An 18,528-nucleotide genomic window follows, 5' to 3' on the forward strand; every position below is an offset into this window, starting at 1 on the left:
AGCATGGATGGCGTAACGAATGTATCAGAAGCAATAGAAATAAACGGTCAAGACATTGTTTCTGGGAGGGCTATGGAATCAATAAGTAAAAACGACCCTGTTTATTTAAGTCAATTATTAACGCCAACTAAACTACCAAACCCAAGTCAGTTGCCGACAGGTATAGGAGTTGGAACAGCATTTAGCCCAGATGGTAATTATATGTCAGTAGCGCATCGTGATCCGCCTTACATCACAATTTACAAACATAGTGGTGACACATTTACTAAATTACCAAATCCAAGTCAGTTGCCGACAGGTATAGGAATTGAAACAGCATTTAGCCCAGATGGTAATTATATGTCAGTAGTGCATCGTGATTCGCCTTACATCACAATTTACAAACGTAGCGGTGACACATTTACTAAATTACCAAATCCAAGTCAGTTGCCAATAGGTATAGGACGCAGCATAGCATTTAGCAAAGATGGTAATTATATGTCAGTAGCGCATGATACTTTGCCTTACATCACAATCTACAAACGTAGTGGTGACACATTCACAAAGCTACCAAACCCAAGTGAATTTCCGACTAGTAATGGTCAAGAAACAGCATTTAGCCCAGATAGTAATTATATGTCAGTAGCGCATGATACTTTGCCTTACATCACAATTTACAAACGCAACGGAGATACGTTTACAAAACTACCAAACCCGAGTCAATTGCCAACGGGCGCAGGATTCGGCACAGCATTCAGTCCGGACGGCATTTACATGTCGGTGGCGCATTACGGTTCGCCTTACGTTACAATCTACAAACGTAGTGGTGATACGTTTATCAAAATGCCGAACCCAATCCAATTGCCACCAGACGAGGGATACGGCATAGCATTTAGCCCAGACGGCAATTATATGTCAGTAGCGCATTTTAGTTCGCCCTACATCACAATTTACAAACGCACTGGTGATCCGTTTACCAAATTGTCTAGCCCAAGTCAATTACCAACAAACCGTGGAAACGGCACGGCATTCAGTCCAGACGGTACGTATATGTCGGTGGCGCATTACGGTTTGCCTTACGTTACAATTTATAAAAACGTATTTAACTATGAAATTTATAAAACAACATCAATTCAAGATTTAGAAGGTCAACAAGGAGCAGGATACGCAAAACAAAACGGAAACATTAACGACACGATTGAAATGGTACGCATATTTAGATAGGAGGTTCACACATGAAATATTTACAAGTACAAACAGACGGTACTATAACAGATTGCATCAGTTTCCCATATGGCGATTATGTGCCGTTTGAAGGAGATGTGCCACAAGACGTTATGGGCGGTTGGTATAAATTGATTGACGGGGCTATTATAGAGTTCCCAGAACTTAAACCGGTGAATCGAAAAGATGAAATTGAGAAACTCAAAGCAGAACAAGCTCTAGTGAAGAAAGCATTGGATGAAATACTGTTTAATCAAGGGGGGGCACTGTAATGGGAGACTATTTGGCAATGAGAATTTTAGAAAGGGCTTACACATACGACTATGTGGTCTCAAATAGGCCTGATTTAAAAGCAAGCGTTGATGAAGCGCTAACTCGGCAAGGTCATAGTGAACTGATAACAACCCCATAAGCTTCATGAGTGATAGGGTCATAATCTTGTATATAAAAGCCTAGCGCGCTTTATATTGGATAGGTCGTATGGCTTCACTTGAACACAAATTTTACAAAAGGAGAATTGATAAAATGGCAAAATACACAAATACGCTAAATCTAAAAAAGCCAGATTTAGAAGATTTCTTTGATGTTTCGGATCAAAATGGAAATATGGATATTATTGACTCCGCCATAGAAGGATTGAGTCAATTGGCAAAAAGTGTAGGGACATCTAACGCAATAGAGCTGAGTGTTTCTCATCTTAAAAGTTATAGCAACTGCTTAAAAATTAGCTTTGTCGCATCTGCTAATAACAATGGTACTGCAACGACTGTCAATGTGAATCAATGGGGAACAAAGAACTTGTATAAGCCTAACACCACAACTGCGCCAGTTTTAATTGCTGGCAAGGCATATGACATATGGTTTGATGAGGCAAGTGATTGTTTTTTTCTTAAAGCCAGTGCAGAAGGGAATGCCATTGCTGCAAATGTACTGGCAGGAAAAACCTTCAGCAATGATGATGATACTGGGATAACAGGAACGATTCCAAGCAAGGGTGCAGCTACAATCACACCAGGAACAACCAATCAGACAATTGCAGCTGGTCAGTATTTAAGTGGTGTTCAGACAATTCAGGGATCAGCAAACTTAGTTGCTGGTAACATCAGATCAGGTGTTAATATATTTGGTGTAGTTGGGAACGTTAATCCTGAAAAACCTTTCGGTTATGCACCTTCTACAACTAACTGGACGGCTTCTATAAATGGTATAGTACAGTCAACACACACAAAACAATCCACTCAAAGTATTAAAATGAATATGGGTGGACGTGTGACTGTAAAAGCAGAAGGTTATTCTACTGGTGATGGTAATAAAGGTGCAAACTACGGTACTATGTCAATTCTAAAAAACGGGGTCGTTATGGGTAGCGTATCTGTTTTAACAACTAACCTTCCATCTAATAAAAGGGTTTTAACAATTGAAATAGATGTTAATGTTAATGATCTTATTAAAGTAAGTTGCCAAGGTTTGAAAGCCACTAATGGTGCGGTATACTATTCAGCGGTTGTTGGTTTTCAACAAATCACAGTACCAACAATTGTGTAAGAAAGGGGGTAAATTATGACAAACTCAAAAATTTATTATTTGAAACAGACGGGGGAAGTGATACTTCACATACCTGAAAATTACAATCCGCGGACAAAACCAACAACAAGGGAACAAGATGAAGCAATTTACACACCACTTCAAACCTACAACCCACAAGAAGTTGCTTTGTTAGAACTTGAATCGGGTCAATATGCAAATGACTTTCTATCAGCAACAAGTTATAGGGTCAATCTTGATACAATGGTATTGGAATTTTCTTATCCTGTTTTCAACCAACCATTGACTGAACGGTTGAACCAACTAAAAACAGAAAATGTAGAATTAAAGTCAAAGCTCTCACAAGCAGAACTGGACAACCTTATTACACTTGAAGCACTTGCTGAAGTTTATGAACTGTTTCTTGCAATGCAATCATAAGAAAGGATTGGTGAAGATATGGCACAAGTTTATTTTAAATTGATCAAGGCTGGAAGCAGAACAATTGAACAAGTTCCTGAAAACCTAAGATTAGAGGTACAAGCACTTTTGGATGCTGGTGCAGCTTCAAATTAAGGTGGTGTTATACATGGAACTACTTACTAAAATAAGGCTATCAATAGCCGTTTTGAAAGGTGGTGAAATTATGGTAGACGTATAGGTAGCTTTAATCGTTAGAGGTAGAAGAACAATCGAGCAAGTACCTTCTAACTTCAGACAACAGGTATTGGACGAACTAACTCCTTTGGGGTTAGATGGAAATTGGAGTTCTATATAATAATGCGAGTTTGAAGCTTCTGATGAAACGTCAACTGCTTAATTTTTAACGAAAGGCAGGTGAACCATGCACGACACACTCATCAACACCCACGAGCAGATGTTCAGCGACCTCAAGAGGACTGTCGCAGACCTCGAGCGTGTCGTCGGCACCGTCAAAGAGCGCGTCGTCGTCGTAGAACAATCCACAAAGTCTGCGCACCATCGATTGGACAGCCAAGAAGAACAGACCAAAGCTATCATCAAAATGGCGACAAACATCGAGTACATGGCCAGACAAATTGAGGACATGCTGTATTTGCTCAAACAGCATGACGAGCGTCTCGACGCTATAGAAAAACGCCCGGGCAACGCGTTGATAGCTTACACCAAGCTTTTTATCAGCGCACTGATTACCGGCGGCGTCGGCATCGCCCTCGGCATGCTGCTGAAAACCGGGCGCTAGCGCCTAAATCGTATAAATGAAAGGAGGAACCTTATGAAACTGAGAGAAAAGCTCTTGAAACTCTTAGAAGTCAAGAGCATCATATCTGTCATATCCGCCGTCATCTTCGCTGTACTGGCCATTAGAGGCGATCTAGGGATTGACAACACCATGATCCTCCTCACCTTGGTGTTCCAATCCTTTTTTAACTACCAGAGTCGAAAGGGGGAACCCCAGTGAGACCTTTAATTGCACTTGACGACGGCCACGGCGCCGAGACACCGGGGAAGCGTACGCCCCCCTTAAAGGCATTAAACGGCGTCAGCGTTAGAGAAAACACCTTTAACAGCACTGTCGTTGCACTGCTGAAGACCGCGCTACAAAGATGCGGTCTCGACGTGTTATGCGTCGCCCCCACAGAGCAAGATGTGTCACTTAAACAGCGCGTCGCCACTGCAAACCGCGCAGGGGCGACGCTCTATCTTTCCATACACTACGACGCCTACGACGGGCAGTTCGACGCCTACGACCCAGAAGGGCATACCGTCTACATCTGCCCGGGGTCAAAGGAAGGGCGTCGTCTTGGAGAAAGCGTTTTAAAGTACCTTTCAAAGGGGACGCCACAGAAAAACCGCGGCATCAAAGAAGCGCCCTTTTACGTCTTGAAGTACACAGACATGCCGGCAATTCTTACAGAAAACGGATTTATGGACAACGAGAGAGAAGCTTTGCTCATGGTGGACCCGACTTTTCAAAAAGAGGTCGCAGAGGAACACGCACAGGGCATTTGCACTTACTTAGGCATCCCTTACGTAAAAGAAGACGTTGTTTCAAAGTGGGCTGAAGCCGCACAGGCGTTTGTCATAGAAAAAGGTGTCTCCGACGGCACGAGACCACGCGATGCAGTTACTCGTGAGGAAGTTTGGGAGATGCTTAAGCGGTATGACAAGTCACTTCGTTAAGGGAGAAGCATATAAACGATGATATAAATTAAAAGGGCAGATGCCGTGAAGCCGGGTCTGCCCTTTTGAAGTATTTTATTCTACTTGAAGCACTCTTTGGTTTAGTCCTTTTTATGTTGTCCAGTTATCAACATTAATATGAGTCTAAGAACGATGAGTATAATAATGGGCTCTAAAACATAGTGGTAAGCATTAAATAAAAAGAACCTTAACTCATTATAGGATGTTTCAATACTAGCATACACATGCGTATAGTATAAACGGCCATAAATTAGAATCAATGATAGTGGGTATAGCCATCGAGTAATCTTATCAAACTTAAAAAAGCCTTTTATCATGTTAAATCCCCCAATCTAATATTCATAATAAAGGTGATGGAATTTGTTGTGACAACATAAGTGCCAGCTTCTGTTTTATCAATACTAAAAATATCACCACAAACGCTTATTTCCAGCGAAAATGAAACCCTCTTGAGTATTAATATTTAACTTCTTACAGACATGTACAGAGTCTCAGTAGAGTTTGAAATATCTCATACGCTTTTTCAATAGAAATATTAAAACGCTCCGAAAGACTTTTTACATAGTTGAGACTCTTGCATAATTAACTCGATAATTTGAGAAAAAGGCTTAATCCTAAGTAACAGCCCCTGCCATGCTTTCAAATTTCAATCTTTTGTTGTTCATTATGCTACTAAGAGTTCCTCATTTCTGTTTACTTTAACTTTTGAAGCGATGGTTCCTGCAACCAACGCAATGCAATTTAACAACGCATGAACAGTTGCTTTCTTGATACCTTTAGACCGGATTGAATTCAAATTTAAAATCGTCTTTAGTCGACCGTTGCAACGTTCAACAGAAGTTCGCTTGTTGTATAGAGTCTTCCATTGATCAGATGATCTTAACGGATATCCGATTTGTCTTGGATTTTCTTTACGATTTATCTTGAGCGTATAACCATAATTGCTTGATGAACACCATGCACTCCCATGTGGACAGTTACATTTCCCCAGTACTTGTGGACATCTAAATTTCATGTAATCGCCGTCAATCCCCCAATAAACGAGTTTGTAACCACCAGAACAGACTGGATGAAACTCATCATCTAACCCTTCTGGGGCGGCGTGACTGCCTCTTGGGTTGTAGGCTATGATTGGAGTAGCTTCAAAGTGATTTATTACTGCATCATAGACAGAATTATAATCATATCCAGAGTCCATCGCATAGAACAATGGTCTAAACAGATCTCTATACTGCTTTAGAAACTCTTCAATCAGTGGAACTGCAATTGTTCCATCATGAACATTCGCTGGTGTTACCATAACTGAAAGTGGTAATTCACTGTATGAATCGCTCAGGATATGAAGTTTCCATCCAAACCAACGAATGTTATTACCGTGAGTATCGCGCTTCATTCCCCAGTTTGGGTTGGTGCCGTCATCTACAATATCTTTCTTTGGTTTTGAGGCTTCGAAAGCATCTACCTTAGTAGAGTCTATTGAAATATGACTACCATCAACAATTCCTAATTCTTTAGCATGAACAACTAAATCACCGAATAGTTTCAGCAACGCATCTGATTCTGACAGCTTATCTGCGAATCTGCTGAAAGTGGCTTCTGATGGTACTTTGGATAACACCTCAAAACCACAGTTATAACGTAACACTGGGTTCTCTTTCAACTGTCTCACCAACTCGCTGGTGGTCGAAATTCTCAGAATTTGCTTAGCAATTAATGCGTAAATCATCGGTGCGACTCTGTAACCTTTTGGACCTCTCAAATGACTCTGTTTAGATAATGCCGCAACCAAAGGTGAGATGTTGATCTGAGCAAGAATTAATTCCAATTTCGTTTCTTGCTGAAAGTTCATAATTTCTTCAAAGGAAAATAGACATGTTTGTCGAATATACATAAGTGGAAACTTCCTCCTTCGTTTGGATTGTGTTTGCTGCCACTTATATAATTCGACGTTTGGGGTGAAGTTTCCTTTTTGTTTCTTTAAAAACTTGTTAAATCAACGGTTATAAATTATGCAATTTTCTCAGTTATCTTCAGCACTATCCCTTAGTGTATAGCCACTTATAGGCTCATTAGCAAAAACACTAGCCACCATTCCAGTTATTCTTTAAACCAGCATGTTTCATTCTCCTTTCAAACTCAAAACCTATTAAGCTTCTCCTTCTGCTAATACACTACAGTTCTATCCCCCCCCTTTCAGAATAAAAATATACGGTTTTCCAAAAAACACATAACCCATGTCGCTAGAGGACTAAAAAGAACACCTTTAAAAAATTTGTGTTGCTCAAATTAATCTGTATAGCCTTTATTTATAGAACGAATGAAAGGAAGGACATCTTACAGGTATTAATAAAATTTAACAACTGCATTGTAAAGATCCTAATGCCAATAGGGGAGAATGCCCCAAAATGAGAAGAATTAGCACTTGACGATGGATAAAGCTCGAAGACACCTAGGAAACGTACCCCGCCAATAAGGCACTGAGAGGTGCCTCCATCAAAGTAAACCCCTTCAACAGTGTGTCACGCTTCTTCAGCTTCTGAACGACACAAACGTTCAGCGAGGTCAACTTCAAAGTGTTTAAAAAGCGGCTTTCTAAAAGTGAGTTGATAGCAGTATCATTAATCAAGAAGGTACAACTAAAAGAGTCAATCTTAAAAAAGATAAGCGGCCTTTGTTCGTCGGGTGCTTTTGTAACCCGACCACTCCCCCTTCCTAAAAGCGGTGGATTTAACACAGAATTGATACATAAATCTTAACTTTCGTATGATATAATGGTCTATAATCGACTTCTTAACCGCTGAAAAGGAGCATGTTATGGGAATTCAAGCAACTTACGTACTGCCACATGCGCCGATACTCATTGGTGCCATTGGCAACAATCAAACCGAACCATTAAAAGCCACCGTCGCCAGTATGCGCAAAGTGGCTGAAGAAATAAAAGCGTGGGCGCCGGATGCCATCGTCGTCGTATCGCCACACGGGCCGGTGTTTAACGACGCCATCGCCCTGTACCAGTTAGACGCGTACAAAGGGGATTTTGGCCTCTTCGGAAAACCGGACTTGGCGTACGACTTTAAAAAGTCCGACGGGTTGATGCGTGCCATCCTCGAAATGAACGATGCCCTCGAGGGACAGTATTACCCGCTGGTCGAGGCTGAGTTTAAACTGTTTAACTACGAACCGACACTGGATCACGGCGTTTTGGTACCGATGCATTTTTTAAAAGAAGCCGGTGTGGACGCGCCGATTGTGTGCATGAGCTACGGCACACTGGGGTATGAAACGCTTTTGCGCTACGGCCAAATGATTAAGCGAGCCAGTGACGCCGCGGGTCTTTCTGTCGTCGTCATCGCCAGTGGCGACTTATCCCACGCTCTGTCGGACTGTGGTCCCTGTGACTACCACGAACACGGCGAAGTGTTTGACCACCACTTTGTGGAGATGCTGAACCATCAAAAGCCGTACGACATCTTGCTTTGCGACGATACGGTAATAGAAAATGCAAAAGAATGCGGTCTCAGAAGTTACGCCATGGGACTTGGCGCCCTTATGGATACGTCTGTTGAGGCGACGATTTACAGCTACGAAGGGCCATACGGCGTCGGCTATTTGTGCGCGCGGCTCATAGGCACAGAAAATGATGACCGCGCGGGTTTCAACGCCTTTATGACCAAGCGGCAGCAGCAACAGCAAAAACATATGGAGCGCGAGCACTTTTACGCCAAATTGGTACGAGGCATCGTCACCTATTATGTCGAAAACGGCGCAAAGCCCTCATATACTGTCGGTGACGCCGAAGTTACTTTAGGCGGCAATGTATACCGTTTGCCCTACGACGTATTTCCGTCGGATCTCGAAACGCCTAAAGGGTGTTTTGTGTCCATTAAAAAAGAGGGCGCGCTGAGAGGGTGCATCGGCACTGTGGAAGCAGACGACCGGCCTTTAATGGCGGCGCTCATTGAAAACGCCATTGACGCCTGTTCAAACGACAGCCGTTTTGAACCTGTTGCGAAAGAGGAACTCATGGCGCTGAAGTTTTCAGTGGACCTGCTATCGCCCCTTGAACCCATCGCGTGTTCAACGACTGCTTTAGACCCGGATGTCTACGGCATCGTGGTCACCTGTGACACGCGTTCAGGCGTTTTGCTGCCGAGACTGGAAGGGGTGCACACTGCTGAAGAACAACTGAATATCGCCTGTAGCAAAGGGGGCTTTGCCCCGGATCACATAGAAGCGCTCTACCGTTTTACGGTGGCGCGGTACACATAAGGAGGCCCTATGAAAAAGACCTTTAAAACACTAATTGTACTGTTGGCTGCTGCGACGCTTATTGTCAGTGTCGTTTTGGCCTTTAATGTACAGCTGAATTTGAAAATCAGACGGAAAGTCTTTGAATTGACTCACGACTACGTCGACGCGCCTATAGAAGCGGGTGTGGGCTTCTTGGAAAAAGAAGGCCTCGTCCTAAGTGAAGACAACGCGACACTTATGGCGCTGAAAGATCAGACCGGTACCAGCTACTTTGACGCCCAGTGGCTCAAAGTGGGCAATACCACGGCGCTCTACGATGAAAAACTCGGCGGTTTAAGTGTGGTGGGGCCGGGGTTTGAACTCTGGATTGAAGACGACGGCACCGCTATGCTAGACGGCGAGGCACTTGGAATAACCATCGACTTTAAAGCGCAGGACGGCCGGGTATTTTTGCCTTATGAGACGTTGAGCGCACAGCCGTTCTTTGAAAAGACGGGTTTGAAAAAGCTGCCGTATGAAGACGGCGGACACATTATTTTTTATAGCGATTACATTGGATACGCCGTGTACACTGTGGCGGGAAAAACGCCGCTGTTCGACACGCCGGAAGCACTAGAAGCGTACCAGAGCACCCTATATCAGTATGCACCTTTCATCGAACTTAAAAAAGTGTTTCAAAAGGTTCCGGTAACGGGTGTTGCAAAAGACGAAGAAGTGATGGTATTTGCCTCAGAAGGGCAACCGACCTATGCGGTAACGTCTGATGGGGAATCGGGTTATATCGGTGCTGTGGACGAGGCGTATCTCGTACAGAACCCGCCGGCGATGCAGCACGACCTGTCGCCGCGTTACGATGAACCGATTCTCATGGCTTGGGAAGCGGTGTACAGCTACAACCCGGACACGACTAAAATCCCGGATATGCGGGGCGTGAACGTCGTATCGCCGACGTGGTACGAACTCACGGATGAAAAGGGGAACGTGTCGTCGAAGGCGTCTGTTCCGTATTTAGAATGGGCAGAGCAAAAAGGCTACGCCGTTTGGGCGCTGGTCACCAACGCCTTTGACATCGATAGAACCCATGCGTTTTTGTACGACAAAGCGGCGCGTACACAGTTTATCGACTATATGATTGCCGAAGCAAAGTACTACGGCTACGAAGGCATCAACATCGACTTTGAACACATATACAAAGCGGACAAAGACGCTTTGACGCATTTTGTCAACGAGTTCGCCCTAAAAGCGAAGCGGGAGAACCTCATCCTGTCCATGGACGTTACCATTATGGGCGGCAGCGACAACTGGTCGAAATGCTATGACCACGAAGCGCTCGGCAGCATTGTAGACTACCTTATTGTCATGACGTATAACGAGCATTGGCTCGGCAGCCCGGTCAGCGGACCGGTGGCGTCGTACAACTGGGTGGAAAAATCCATTAACGCGCTGTTAGAGGTGGTCGATGCGCGCAAGCTCGTCATGGGCGTGCCGCTGTACACGCACGTATGGCGCGAGTACCCCTCCACTGAGAAGCCGAACCAGTACACCAACAAATCGGCAGCAGTGGGTATGGAAGCGCAAAACAACCTCATTGAAAAGAATAACGTCAAGCTCATTTGGGACGATGTGCGTAAGCTCTATTACGGCACGTATTTCGAAGAAGGCGCTCAAGTGAAGATTTGGGTTGAAAACGCCGTCACCCTCAAAGAAAAAGCTAAAATTGCCAAGCAAAACGGCCTCGCCGGAATAGCGGGGTGGGAACGTGGCCTCGAGACCAACGACGTGTGGGGCGCAATGGCCGATGTGCTTGTGAAGTAGGAGGCCCTTATGAAACACCTGCTCTTCAACGAAAAGAAAATATACGCCTTGTTCTTGTGGCTGATGCTCGGCATCGGCCTCATCTTCTACGGCGTAATCAGTTATACTATCGACATGCGCACATTTAAGGCCCCTCTCACCGATGAAGAAATCATCGAGCGTGCGAAGGGACTGGGCATGGTCGAGCTCAAAGTAAAATTAAATTCAGACGAGGCGACAGATGATTAGAATTAATGAAATAAAGTTTTCTCTCGACGAGCCGTTCACCCATGAACGGCTCGTTAAAAAATTGGCTCAGAAAGCCAAAGTAAAAACGGACGATGTGCAATCGGTTGACATCGTCCGAGAGTCTATTGACGCGCGCAAGGGCATCCAGTTGACATACACGGTTGACGCGGTTATCCGAAACGAAAAGCACTACCGGCATTTAAAAGATAAACAGGCGCCTGCACCGCATCGCGCTGTTCACGAGACGCTGACGGCGGAACAAAGGCGCAAAATTGAAGCGGGCTCTTCCCCGGTGGTTATCGGCCTAGGACCTGCCGGACTCTTCTGTGCACTGGAACTGGCGCGCGCAGGTGCCCGGCCCATAGTTGTGGAAATGGGTGAACCTGTAAAGCGGCGAGACAAAAGCGTCGAAACCTTTTGGGAGACGGGGGTACTTAACCCGAAATCCAATGTTCAGTTCGGTGAAGGCGGTGCGGGAACGTATTCCGATGGTAAACTGACGACGCGCATTAAAGACAAACGCGTTGAAACGGTGTTGAAAGAACTTATCGCCGCAGGGGCGCAGCCGGAAATTGCCTATAAGCAGAAGCCGCATATCGGCACCGATGTGCTCAAGCATGTGGTGGTGAACTTGAGAGAGACCATTATCGCACTTGGGGGCAAGGTCTATTTCGATGCGGAAGTCACCGACTTGTTGGTCGACCCAGACAGAGGCTGTGTCACCGGCGTCGTCGTAAACGGCACCGAGCGCATTGAAGCCGATGCTGTCGTCGCCGCCACTGGGCACAGTGCACGTGCATTTTACAAATGTTTGTACAACAAGCATTTAACCCTGACGCCGAAGCCCTTTGCCGTGGGCGTGCGCATCGAGCACCCACAGGAAGTCATCGACAAAGCTCAGTACGGGCGTCATTACAAGCACCCGAAACTGGGAGCTGCCGAGTACAAACTCAGCTATCGGGCGACAAACGGTAGGAGCGTTTACTCGTTTTGTATGTGTCCCGGCGGCAAAGTGGTGGCCTCTGCATCGGAAATGGGGCGTTTGGTGGTCAACGGCATGAGTTATTCCAAACGCGACCTTTACAACGCCAACAGCGCCATGCTGGTGACGGTAGAGCCAGAGGATTTTCCAAGTGCGCACCCACTGGCGGGAATTGAGTTTCAGCGGGCTATAGAAGCGCGTGCCTATGCAGTTGCAGGAGACTACAAGGCACCGATACAGACGGTTGGTGCATTTTTAGGCAGCGATGCCCTTACAGACGAGCCGAGTTTTGAGCAGTTGGTGCCGACTTATAGACCGGGGACTGTGGAAGCGGAACTCGCCGAGTTGTTTCCGGAATCGGTGGTAAGCGCGTTAAAAGAGGCTATTCCTTACTTTGGGCAAAAAATAGCCGGTTTCGACGATGCCAGAGCTCTGATGACGGCACCTGAGACGCGGAGTTCAGCGCCGGTGCGCATTGAGCGGTTGCCAGATACCTACGAGGCGACGATGTTAAAGGGCTTCTACCCATGCGGCGAAGGCGCTGGGTATGCCGGAGGGATAACCTCCGCAGCAGTAGACGGCATCAAAGTAGCAGAAGCCATCTTGCTGAAATGGATGTGCTAAAATAATTGTTGCGCAAATTTTAATTGAATGTTAAAATATATTAATAAATCTACTCTGTATACAAAGAGTAGATTTATTTTATTTAACAACACTTTGCGTCAGAGGCCGTTCCATGAAGGGAGGTGTTTGGCGAGGCGGGCACATTGGCGTGCCGAGAGTTGTTAAACTGCGAGAGGTGAGCCTGAAAGGTTGTTGCGTATACGCGCGCAGCGACGTTTTAGTCCCGATCGATTTGAACCGGGAACAACGGTTCAAAAGTTGCAGGAGGGGTTGGTTACCAAGGGCAATGTTGCGTAGGGAAGGCCGCAACCATTGATCCTAGTAAGTGGCGTTTCCAAATTCTTATCACGCAAGGAGGGATTGAATGGCACCAAAAAGAGAACATTGGGGTTCTAGGATAGGCTTTATTATGGCGGCGGCAGGGTCCGCTGTCGGTCTCGGCAATATTTGGCGTTTCCCTTATACAGCAGGGGAAAATGGCGGTAGTGCATTTATTTTGATTTATCTGTTTTTTACTTTTGTCATCGGCCTGAGCATCATGCTTGCGGAGTTTACCGTGGGAAGAAAGACGGGACTTGCAGCTGTAGGGGCGTACAAAAGCATTAATCCAAGATGGACATTTGCCGGATTATTGGGTGTCATTTCAGCGTTCTTAATCATGGGTTTTTACCCTGTCGTCGGCGGCTGGTCGCTCGCGTACATTTTTAAGTCGTTTACAGGGCTTTTAAATACGTCGGCGGGGATAGGCGCTGCATTTGAAGGCTTTATTGAAAGTCCGATTGAACCGATTCTGTGGATGCTCGCGTTTTTGGCGCTCAACGTCGTCATCGTGGCAAAGGGCATCTCTGGCGGTATTGAGAAAGCGGGCAAAGTGTTGATGCCGACGCTGTTTATACTCTTGATTTTACTCGCTGTGCGAAGCGTGACCTTGGAAGGCGCATCAGGTGGCCTCGAGTTCTTGTTTAAACCGGACTTTTCAAAAGTCACCGGAGAGACGTTCTTGGCGGCACTTGGACAGGCGTTTTTCTCACTGAGTCTCGGTATGGGCTGTATGATTACGTACGGTAGTTACTTGAGTAAAGGTGAAAAACTGCCAAGCAATGCGTTCATCGTTACGACATTAGACACTGCAGTGGCGTTGCTTGCAGGTGTGGCAATTTTCCCAGCGTTGTTCGCCTATGGATTTGCGCCAACGGAAGGTCCAGGGCTCATATTCGTCGTCGTTCCGGCGGTGTTTGCCGAAATGAAGGCGCTTGGCACATTGCTTTCAGCACTGTTCTTTATAGCACTTGCCGTTGCGGCACTTACGTCGTCTGTATCGCTACTGGAAGTCGTGGTTGCGTACTTAATCGACCAAAAGAACATGGTGAGAAAGAAAGCTGTTTTCCTCACGGCGAGCATTATGACCGTGACCAGTATACTCGCGTCGCTTTCTCTCGGAACACTTAAAGGCTTTAAACTCTTTGGCGCCAATATATTTGACTTCTTCGATATCCTCACCGATAAAATATTCCTCGCCATCGGTGGGATGTTACTTGCGATCTTTGTCGGCTGGTTTGTCGATAAAGAGGAGATGCGCAAGGAGATTACAAACGAAGGCACTATCGGTTTCAAGTTGTTCGGCGTTTGGCACTTCTTGATTAAGTGGATTATTCCGGTGGCCATTGCCATCGTCGCCTTTATGGGCATCCGCTCAATTGAACAGCAGAGCTTGATGATTTTCGGTGTTTCTGTCATCGTCCTGATGGGAGCTGTTTCATGGCTAAGAGGTGAACGTCAATAAGATCGGGATACCCCAAACCACTCTGTATACTGTGCAGAGTGGTTTTTTTACGCTTAAAACGCCGAAACGTTTCAAATAAAAAAAGTTAAGGAATTATTAAAAAAGCACTTAAATGTATCAAAAATGACTTAAAAGTATTGCGTTAAGTGACACAATTTGTTAAAATCTATTAAAACAATGCCATTTCAAAATAGTGAGATATCGTTGTGATTCGCCTTGAGATCGCTTATTTACCCTTTTAGTTTTTTCTTTATACACACTGTCTCGTGGCTCTGCCGGCCTAACCAACTGGCGGAATAAAGAAAAATATAAGCGATTTCACCTAATTGAAAAAGCTACCTGTGATACGTTGGTATCGGCAGGTAGCTTTTTTAATGTGTGCCCAGCATGGGCACAATCTAACAGGTGAAAGTCCTGAACACGCCCTAGTAGTGGGAAGTGTATAGCTAACGGCAAGGGTGTCCTCGGCGACGAGGAATCTGAAGGAAGCCTACGGCAAATCTCTGGTCTGACGAACAGAAATCACATCAGGCGCAGGTTGATGGATAAGGTTGCATTACAAATTGAAGTCCAATAACTACTCGGAATCAACAGCGTAAATGTGGCAGATAGATGGAGAGAAAGATTGTGCTCTTACCTGGGGAGGTCTCATGGACATGTGAAAGGCATCTCAGAAGCATGGTTGAAATAAGATTTGTCATGAGAAGTCAGCAGATACCATAGTAGTGTCTACACAGGTGTAGACATGAAGGGTTGAACCTAGGGAGGTGAAAGTCAATGAAAGTTACCGAAATCGGGACGAAGAAAAGCAGAAAACATCATGAAGTTGATGGCTACTGTCAGAGAGATAGTGCGGAACACAAAGGGTATGACAGAGTGCTTACTGAAAAGAGGATAACTGAAAACAACATCACCGATGCCGACAGAAATGGGTATGGACTTTTGGAACAAATCTTGTCCCAAGAAAATCTGAACAAAGCTTATAAACGTGTGAAGAAAAATAAAGGGACTCACGGAGTCGATGGAATGGAAGTAGAGCATCTTCTACAACATTTGAAAGATAATGGGGAAGCGTTAAGAAAGTCTATACTGGATGGTAAATACCGTCCTAAACCAGTGAGACGTGTAGAAATACCCAAAGACACTGGGGAGAAAAGACAGTTGGGTATACCAACAGTAGTAGATAGAATGGTTCAGCAGGCAATACAGCAAGTAATGTCAGAATTATATGAACCAACATTTAGTGAAACAAGCTATGGCTTCAGAGAGAAACGAAGCGCACATGATGCCTTGAAGAAGTGCCAAGAATACGCCAATGAAGGCTACACTTATGTAGTAGATATGGACTTAGAGAAATTCTTTGACACAGTGAGTCAATCGAAGATGATAGAAATATTATCAAGAACCATTAAAGATGGTCGAGTGATATCGTTGATTCATAAATATTTAAGAGCGGGTGCAATCGCTGATAAGAAGTATGAAGCAACAGTTAAAGGACTAGCCCAAGGCGGGAATCTAAGCCCTCTTTGTAGCAACGTCATCCTAAATGAGTTAGACAAGGAATTAGAACATCGCGGTGTGCGTTTTGTCAGATATGCCGATGACTTAATGTTGTTTGCAAAAACAAAGCGAAGTGCTAAAAGGATACTAGAACACATTTTACCATTCATAGAAAAGAAGTTAAAACTTCGAGTGAATAAGGATAAAACATCCGTATCTTATATAGGCCGTGTAAAATTTCTTGGCTATGGATTTTATTCATCAAAAGGTGGTACGAAATTCAGAGTTCATAAGAAAAGCATTATTCGCATGAAGAGCCGAATAAGACAAATAACCACAAGACGGCGTGGTATTCGTTATGAAGTATTAAAACGAGAGCTGAAACAGTATGTAGTAGGCTGGACGAACTACTTCAAATTAGCTGATATGAAGAAACTTCTAAAGAGTACGGATGAATGGTTGCGTAGAAGGTTACGCATGTTCATCTGGAAGAGATGGAAGAAAATCAAAACACGCTACAGGCGATTAAGACAACTTGGATATAACCATTCTAACGCAAAGAAGTATTCTAATACTAGAAAAGGCTACTGGCAAATAGCCGGTAGCCAAGTACTTCAATGCTCTATTACAGATAATCTCTTGAGAAAAGCAGGTTATCAATTCTTTTCTGATTATTACAAATCTGTTAGTGCATAAACTTAGGAAGCGCCGTATACGAGACCCGTATGTACGGTGCTGTGAGAGGTCGGGAAAGATACTCAACTTTCCCTCCTACTCGATTGCGGGTTACAACTTGTAGCTGGTGATTTCTTCGCAGTATGAGCACTCGTATTCGAGCTTGCCGTTCTGACTGATCAGCGTAAACGTCGGAATGGCGTAGTCGTCTGTGTGCGTAATGCATCTCGGATTTTTACATTCGATGCCGCCGACGATGGTCTTTGGAATTGAAACGTTCTTTTTATCCACGAGTTGTTCATTTTTAATGTAGTTGATGGTGACGCTTTGATCGATAAGGCCGAGCAAATCCAAATCCACATCGCAAGTCCCCTCTATTTTAATAATGTCCTTCTTGCCGAGTGCTTCGCTTTTGACGTTCATCAACAAGACCACTGGGTGATCGATGTCTGAAAAGAGCTTGTTGAAAATTTTCAAACCGTTGCCAGCTTTAATGTGATCGAGTACAATACCGTTTTCAATACCTTTAACCTCTAGCATAAGGGCCCACCTCCAATAATCTGCTAATCAATGCCATTCTGACATAAACACCTAGTTGAGACTGTTCAAAATAAATCGCTCTTGGGTCTTCATCGACGTCGTAGGCGATTTCGTTGACTCTAGGCAGTGGATGCATGACAATCATGTCGGCTTTTGCCGGCTTGAGTTTGTCGCGCGTCAACTTGAAAGAGTTTTTGAGCTTCAGGTAATCTTCTTCATTAAAGAAACGCTCTTTTTGGATGCGCGTCATGTAAAGAACGTCTATATCTTCTATAACGTCTTCAATGTTAAACACTTCGACGAGTTCTACTTGGTATTTTTCTGTGAGCTGGCGTTTGAGTGCAGAAGGGAGTCTTAGTTCTTCCGGTGAAATCAGTGTGAAGCGCTTGGTGCCGAAGCGCGCAAGTGTTCGGATAAGTGAGTGTACGGTACGGCCGTATTTGAGGTCGCCACAGAATGCCACGTTGTGCCCTTCAATGGTGCCTTTGTATTTTTTTATGGTGATGAGATCGGTGAGGGTTTGCGTCGGATGCTGATGGCCGCCGTCGCCGCCGTTGATTACCGGCACGCTGGAATAAGCAGAAGCGAGTTTTGGGGCGCCTTCTTTAGGATGGCGCATGACGACGATGTCTGCGTAGTAGCCCATCACTTTGATGGTGTCTGCGAGACTTTCGCCTTTTTTGGCAGAAGTGGTTTCTGCATCGGAGAAGCCGATAACGCTGCCGCCAAGTCGGTGCATTGCCGAGTCGAAGCTGAACTTCGTACGCGTGCTCGGCTCGAAGAAGAGCGATGCGAGAATCTGACCTTTGCAGATGTCGCTGTAAGCCTTCGGGTTTTCAAACATGTCGAGACCGGTGTCGACAAGGTGTTGAATCTCTTCTAAGGTAAAGTCTTCTGGTTCAATTAAATGTCTCATACTTCCTCCTTGTGATTTCACTGAATCGCATTAAAGTGTGGAAAATTTCTGCAACATTAGAGTCGCTTCCAGCGTCTCTAAACAATTTTCGCTGACGGCTTTACGCGTTAGACACTCGCGAAAAGCCTTTTGGCTCAAATCTTGTTGCTTACAACATTAGAGTCGCCTACTGCGTCTCTAAACGATTATCGCTGACGGCTTTACGCGTTAGACACTCGCGAAAAGCCTTTTGGCTCAAATCTTGTTGCTTACAAAAAAACCTCCATGTGGGCACACGGAGGTAGAATAAGCCTGTAAACTTAC

The 18,528-nt window shown here is 44.9% G+C and carries 18 protein-coding genes; 15 read left to right on the forward strand and 3 right to left on the reverse strand.

Features of this window, described 5'->3' with window-relative positions; translation table 11 throughout:
* Window positions 1–3 precede the first annotated feature (3 nt).
* From ACR6HW_RS14295 to ACR6HW_RS14335, 9 genes are all read left to right on the forward strand, one after another.
* Window positions 4–1,203, forward strand: coding sequence for a lactonase family protein (locus tag ACR6HW_RS14295; RefSeq protein WP_455728403.1), 1,200 nt, complete (start codon window positions 4–6; stop codon window positions 1,201–1,203).
* An 11-nt stretch (window positions 1,204–1,214) separates the two neighbouring features.
* Entirely contained in the window at window positions 1,215–1,475 is a 261-nt protein-coding gene (locus tag ACR6HW_RS14300; protein WP_455728404.1) for a hypothetical protein, read from the forward strand.
* 253 nt (window positions 1,476–1,728) lie between these two features.
* Window positions 1,729–2,748: a hypothetical protein gene (locus tag ACR6HW_RS14305; protein WP_455728405.1), complete on the forward strand. Its 1,020-nt coding sequence runs from the start codon at window positions 1,729–1,731 to the stop codon at window positions 2,746–2,748.
* Between the two features lie 15 nt (window positions 2,749–2,763).
* On the forward strand, window positions 2,764–3,168 hold the full coding sequence (locus ACR6HW_RS14310; RefSeq protein WP_455728406.1) for a hypothetical protein: 405 nt from the start codon (window positions 2,764–2,766) through the stop codon (window positions 3,166–3,168).
* An 18-nt stretch (window positions 3,169–3,186) separates the two neighbouring features.
* Window positions 3,187–3,303 carry a CD1375 family protein gene (locus ACR6HW_RS14315; RefSeq protein WP_455728407.1) on the forward strand — a complete coding sequence of 39 codons (117 nt, stop codon included), beginning with the start codon at window positions 3,187–3,189 and terminating at the stop codon, window positions 3,301–3,303.
* Window positions 3,304–3,397: 94 nt separating this feature from the next.
* On the forward strand, window positions 3,398–3,505 hold the full coding sequence (locus tag ACR6HW_RS14320; RefSeq protein ID WP_455730894.1) for a CD1375 family protein: 108 nt from the start codon (window positions 3,398–3,400) through the stop codon (window positions 3,503–3,505).
* A gap of 66 nt (window positions 3,506–3,571) precedes the next feature.
* Window positions 3,572–3,949, forward strand: a complete 378-nt coding sequence (locus ACR6HW_RS14325) for a hypothetical protein (protein ID WP_455728408.1) — start codon at window positions 3,572–3,574, stop codon at window positions 3,947–3,949.
* A 33-nt stretch (window positions 3,950–3,982) separates the two neighbouring features.
* Window positions 3,983–4,168, forward strand: coding sequence for a hypothetical protein (locus tag ACR6HW_RS14330; protein ID WP_455728409.1), 186 nt, complete (start codon window positions 3,983–3,985; stop codon window positions 4,166–4,168).
* Complete coding sequence (locus ACR6HW_RS14335) at window positions 4,165–4,890, forward strand: N-acetylmuramoyl-L-alanine amidase family protein (RefSeq protein ID WP_455728410.1); 726 nt, start codon at window positions 4,165–4,167, stop codon at window positions 4,888–4,890. Before ACR6HW_RS14330 ends, ACR6HW_RS14335 begins: the two co-directional genes overlap by 4 nt.
* Before the next feature lie 685 nt (window positions 4,891–5,575).
* On the opposite strand, the gene ACR6HW_RS14340 is transcribed toward ACR6HW_RS14335, so the two are convergent.
* Window positions 5,576–6,802, reverse strand: coding sequence for a transposase (locus tag ACR6HW_RS14340; RefSeq protein WP_455727774.1), 1,227 nt, complete (start codon window positions 6,800–6,802; stop codon window positions 5,576–5,578).
* A gap of 923 nt (window positions 6,803–7,725) precedes the next feature.
* Here ACR6HW_RS14340 and amrA point away from each other — a divergent pair.
* From amrA to ltrA, 6 genes are all read left to right on the forward strand, one after another.
* On the forward strand, window positions 7,726–9,180 hold the full coding sequence (gene amrA / locus ACR6HW_RS14345; protein ID WP_455728411.1) for an AmmeMemoRadiSam system protein A: 1,455 nt from the start codon (window positions 7,726–7,728) through the stop codon (window positions 9,178–9,180).
* A gap of 9 nt (window positions 9,181–9,189) precedes the next feature.
* On the forward strand, window positions 9,190–10,977 hold the full coding sequence (locus ACR6HW_RS14350; RefSeq protein WP_455728412.1) for a glycosyl hydrolase family 18 protein: 1,788 nt from the start codon (window positions 9,190–9,192) through the stop codon (window positions 10,975–10,977).
* Window positions 10,978–10,986: 9 nt separating this feature from the next.
* Window positions 10,987–11,205, forward strand: a complete 219-nt coding sequence (locus ACR6HW_RS14355; protein WP_455728413.1) for a hypothetical protein — start codon at window positions 10,987–10,989, stop codon at window positions 11,203–11,205.
* Window positions 11,198–12,811 carry an NAD(P)/FAD-dependent oxidoreductase gene (locus ACR6HW_RS14360; protein ID WP_455728414.1) on the forward strand — a complete coding sequence of 538 codons (1,614 nt, stop codon included), beginning with the start codon at window positions 11,198–11,200 and terminating at the stop codon, window positions 12,809–12,811. The genes ACR6HW_RS14355 and ACR6HW_RS14360 overlap by 8 nt, the downstream gene beginning before the upstream one ends.
* 364 nt (window positions 12,812–13,175) lie before the next feature.
* Entirely contained in the window at window positions 13,176–14,594 is a 1,419-nt protein-coding gene (locus ACR6HW_RS14365; protein ID WP_455728415.1) for a sodium-dependent transporter, read from the forward strand.
* A 777-nt stretch (window positions 14,595–15,371) separates the two neighbouring features.
* A complete protein-coding gene (ltrA, locus tag ACR6HW_RS14370; RefSeq protein WP_455728416.1) occupies window positions 15,372–16,790 on the forward strand; it encodes a group II intron reverse transcriptase/maturase in 1,419 nt (472 codons plus the stop codon).
* A 90-nt stretch (window positions 16,791–16,880) separates the two neighbouring features.
* On the opposite strand, the gene ACR6HW_RS14375 is transcribed toward ltrA, so the two are convergent.
* On the reverse strand, window positions 16,881–17,309 hold the full coding sequence (locus tag ACR6HW_RS14375) for an aspartate carbamoyltransferase regulatory subunit (protein WP_455728417.1): 429 nt from the start codon (window positions 17,307–17,309) through the stop codon (window positions 16,881–16,883).
* Complete coding sequence (pyrB, locus tag ACR6HW_RS14380) at window positions 17,296–18,225, reverse strand: aspartate carbamoyltransferase (protein ID WP_455728418.1); 930 nt, start codon at window positions 18,223–18,225, stop codon at window positions 17,296–17,298. Before pyrB ends, ACR6HW_RS14375 begins: the two co-directional genes overlap by 14 nt.
* Window positions 18,226–18,528: the final 303 nt, after the last annotated feature.

The organism is Fusibacter sp. JL298sf-3, from assembly GCF_053842995.1.

What these genes read in the sequence shown, in the direction of transcription:
- ACR6HW_RS14305 (WP_455728405.1), top strand. Translation starts at nt 1,729, where the DNA reads ATGGCAAAATACACAAATACGCTAAATCTAAAAAAGCCAGATTTAGAA.
- ACR6HW_RS14365 (WP_455728415.1), top strand. Translation starts at nt 13,176, where the DNA reads ATGGCACCAAAAAGAGAACATTGGGGTTCTAGGATAGGCTTTATTATG.
- ltrA (WP_455728416.1), top strand. Translation starts at nt 15,372, where the DNA reads ATGAAAGTTACCGAAATCGGGACGAAGAAAAGCAGAAAACATCATGAA.
- ACR6HW_RS14360 (WP_455728414.1), top strand. Translation starts at nt 11,198, where the DNA reads ATGATTAGAATTAATGAAATAAAGTTTTCTCTCGACGAGCCGTTCACC.
- ACR6HW_RS14325 (WP_455728408.1), top strand. Translation starts at nt 3,572, where the DNA reads ATGCACGACACACTCATCAACACCCACGAGCAGATGTTCAGCGACCTC.
- pyrB (WP_455728418.1), bottom strand. Translation starts at nt 18,225, where the DNA reads ATGAGACATTTAATTGAACCAGAAGACTTTACCTTAGAAGAGATTCAA.
- ACR6HW_RS14375 (WP_455728417.1), bottom strand. Translation starts at nt 17,309, where the DNA reads ATGCTAGAGGTTAAAGGTATTGAAAACGGTATTGTACTCGATCACATT.
- ACR6HW_RS14295 (WP_455728403.1), top strand. Translation starts at nt 4, where the DNA reads ATGGATGGCGTAACGAATGTATCAGAAGCAATAGAAATAAACGGTCAA.
- ACR6HW_RS14350 (WP_455728412.1), top strand. Translation starts at nt 9,190, where the DNA reads ATGAAAAAGACCTTTAAAACACTAATTGTACTGTTGGCTGCTGCGACG.
- ACR6HW_RS14300 (WP_455728404.1), top strand. Translation starts at nt 1,215, where the DNA reads ATGAAATATTTACAAGTACAAACAGACGGTACTATAACAGATTGCATC.
- ACR6HW_RS14310 (WP_455728406.1), top strand. Translation starts at nt 2,764, where the DNA reads ATGACAAACTCAAAAATTTATTATTTGAAACAGACGGGGGAAGTGATA.
- ACR6HW_RS14355 (WP_455728413.1), top strand. Translation starts at nt 10,987, where the DNA reads ATGAAACACCTGCTCTTCAACGAAAAGAAAATATACGCCTTGTTCTTG.
- amrA (WP_455728411.1), top strand. Translation starts at nt 7,726, where the DNA reads ATGGGAATTCAAGCAACTTACGTACTGCCACATGCGCCGATACTCATT.
- ACR6HW_RS14340 (WP_455727774.1), bottom strand. Translation starts at nt 6,802, where the DNA reads ATGTATATTCGACAAACATGTCTATTTTCCTTTGAAGAAATTATGAAC.
- ACR6HW_RS14330 (WP_455728409.1), top strand. Translation starts at nt 3,983, where the DNA reads ATGAAACTGAGAGAAAAGCTCTTGAAACTCTTAGAAGTCAAGAGCATC.
- ACR6HW_RS14315 (WP_455728407.1), top strand. Translation starts at nt 3,187, where the DNA reads ATGGCACAAGTTTATTTTAAATTGATCAAGGCTGGAAGCAGAACAATT.